Origin of the sequence: Butyricicoccus pullicaecorum, assembly GCF_002160355.1 — a bacterium.
Lineage (GTDB): Bacteria > Bacillota > Clostridia > Oscillospirales > Butyricicoccaceae > Butyricicoccus > Butyricicoccus pullicaecorum.
Genome location: NZ_NFKK01000039.1, coordinates 1 through 2,577, shown reverse-complemented (window position 1 = coordinate 2,577; position 2,577 = coordinate 1). Strand labels below are relative to the sequence as shown.

2 tRNA genes and 1 rRNA gene are annotated in these 2,577 nt (G+C 51.4%); all 3 read right to left on the bottom strand.

Annotated features, from left to right (window positions below):
- Positions 1 to 14: 14 nt before the first annotated feature.
- Positions 15 to 89 (bottom strand) — tRNA-Glu (locus tag B5F17_RS14365).
- A 42-nt stretch (positions 90 to 131) separates the two neighbouring features.
- Positions 132 to 207 (bottom strand) — tRNA-Lys (locus tag B5F17_RS14360).
- 187 nt (positions 208 to 394) lie between these two features.
- A 23S ribosomal RNA gene (locus B5F17_RS14355) occupies positions 395 to 2,577 on the bottom strand; the annotation flags it as partial.

Sequence of the window (2,577 nt, the reverse complement as noted above, 5' to 3'; positions counted from 1 at the left end):
TGTCAAGACTTAAATGGTGACCCGTGGGAGAATCGAACTCCCGTTTGCGGCGTGAGAGGCCGCCGTCTTGACCGCTTGACCAACGGGCCACATCTGGTCTTTGACAATCCTCTTCATCGAAGAAGATTTAATGGTGCACCATCGGGGACTCGAACCCAGGACCCACTGATTAAGAGTCAGTTGCTCTACCAACTGAGCTAATGGTGCATATTAGGGTTTGTACCCTGAAAACTGAACAACCTTAGCGTTTAGAAAATATGTCAGTGACATATTTTTAGCTAAGGCCGTGACTGGCTTGCCAGTCAGGTCAGCTGCTTAGAAGGTTCGTTGTACCTTCAAAACTGAACAATCACTACTCGCTTTAGCTATTTTCGAGACTCTTTACCTAATTCATTAGGTCAAGCCCTCGGCCTATTAGTATCAGTCCGCTGCATGTGTTACCACACTTCCACTCCTGACCTATCAACCACATAGTCTACGTGGGGCCTTACCTCCGAAGAGTGGGAATACTTATCTCGAGGGAAGTTTCACGCTTAGATGCCTTCAGCGTTTATCTCGTCCGTACTTAGCTACCCAGCTATGCTCCTGGCGGAACAACTGGTGCACCAGCGGTACGTCCACCCCGGTCCTCTCGTACTAAGGGCAGCTCCTCTCAATATTCCTACGCCCGCAACAGATAGGGACCGAACTGTCTCACGACGTTCTGAACCCAGCTCGCGTACCACTTTAATCGGCGAACAGCCGAACCCTTGGGACCGAATTCAGCCCCAGGATGTGATGAGCCGACATCGAGGTGCCAAACCTCCCCGTCGATGTGGACTCTTGGGGGAGATCAGCCTGTTATCCCCAGGGTAGCTTTTATCCGTTGAGCGACGGCATTTCCATTCACATACCGCCGGATCACTAACTCCAACTTTCGTTACTGCTCGAACCGTCATTCTCGCAGTTAGGCTCGTTTATGCGTTTACACTCACCGCACGATTTCCGTCCGTGCTGAACGAACCTTTGAGCGCCTCCGTTACCTTTTAGGAGGCGACCGCCCCAGTCAAACTGCCCACCTGACAGTGTCCCCCGACCCGATTCAGGGCCGCAGGTTAGAATTCCAGTATCCCAAGAGTGGTATCCCAAGGTTGACTCCGCACAAGCTGGCGCCCGTGTTTCCTAGTCTCCCACCTATCCTGTACATGGAATACCGAAATCCAATATCAAGCTACAGTGAAGCTCCATGGGGTCTTTCCGTCTAGTTGCGGGTAACCGGCATCTTCACCGGTACTACAATTTCGCCGGGCGGGCTGTTGAGACAGTGCCCAAATCGTTACGCCATTCGTGCGGGTCAGAACTTACCTGACAAGGAATTTCGCTACCTTAGGACCGTTATAGTTACGGCCGCCGTTTACTGGGGCTTAAGTTCGCACCTTCGCTTGCGCTAAGCACTCCCCTTAACCTTCCAGCACCGGGCAGGCGTCACCCCCTATACATCATCTTTCGATTTAGCAGAGAGCTGTGTTTTTGCTAAACAGTCGCTTGGGCCTTTTCACTGCGGCCTGCTCTCGCAGGCGCCCCTTATCCCGAAGTTACGGGGCCAATTTGCCGAGTTCCTTAACAACCCTTCTCCCGTTGGCCTTAGAATACTCATCCCATCTACCTGTGTCGGTTTGCGGTACGGGCACCTTAGTATACACATAAGCTTTTCTCGTCTCTCACGCCAGTTACTTCCCTACTATATTTCGGTCCCTTACGCCCGGGGCAACCATCGCCCGGGATAACCTTAATGAAAGCGTCCCTTATGCTTAAAGTTCGGTGGTTACGGAATTTCTACCGTATGTGCATCGACTACGCCGTTAGGCCTCGCCTTAGCTCCCGACTAACCTTGGGCGGACGAACCTTCCCCAAGAAACCTTAGATTTTCGGCCATTATGATTCTCACATAATTCTCGCTACTTATTCCGGCATTCTCACTTGTGTAAAGTCCACCAGTGCTTTCGCTCTGACTTCGTTCCGTACACAACGCTCCCCTACCCAGTATTAGATACTGCCCGAGCTTCGGTTAGATGCTTAGCCCCGTTACATTTTCTGCGCAAAACCACTCGACCAGTGAGCTATTACGCACTCTTTGAATGAGTGGCTGCTTCTAAGCCAACATCCTGGTTGTTTTCGCAGTTTCACATCATTTTCCACTTAGCATCTATTTGGGACCTTAGCTGCGGATCTGGGCTGTTTCCCTTTTGACCACGAGACTTATCTCACGTAGTCTGACTGCTATGAAACAATTATCCGGCATTCTTAGTTTGATAGGGTTCAGTAACCTCGCGGCCCCTAGCCCATTCAGTGCTTTACCTCCGGTAATCTATCATAACGCTAGCCCTAAAGCTATTTCGGGGAGAACCAGCTATATCCGAGTTCGATTGGAATTTCTCCGCTATCCACAAGTCATCCCCGGCCTTTTCAACGGACGTGGGTGCGGCCCTCCACGGTGTCTTACCACCGCTTCAGCCTGCTCATGGATAGGTCACCCGGTTTCGGGTCTAATGCAAGTAACTCATTCGCCCTATTCAGACTCGCTCTCGCTGCGCCTCC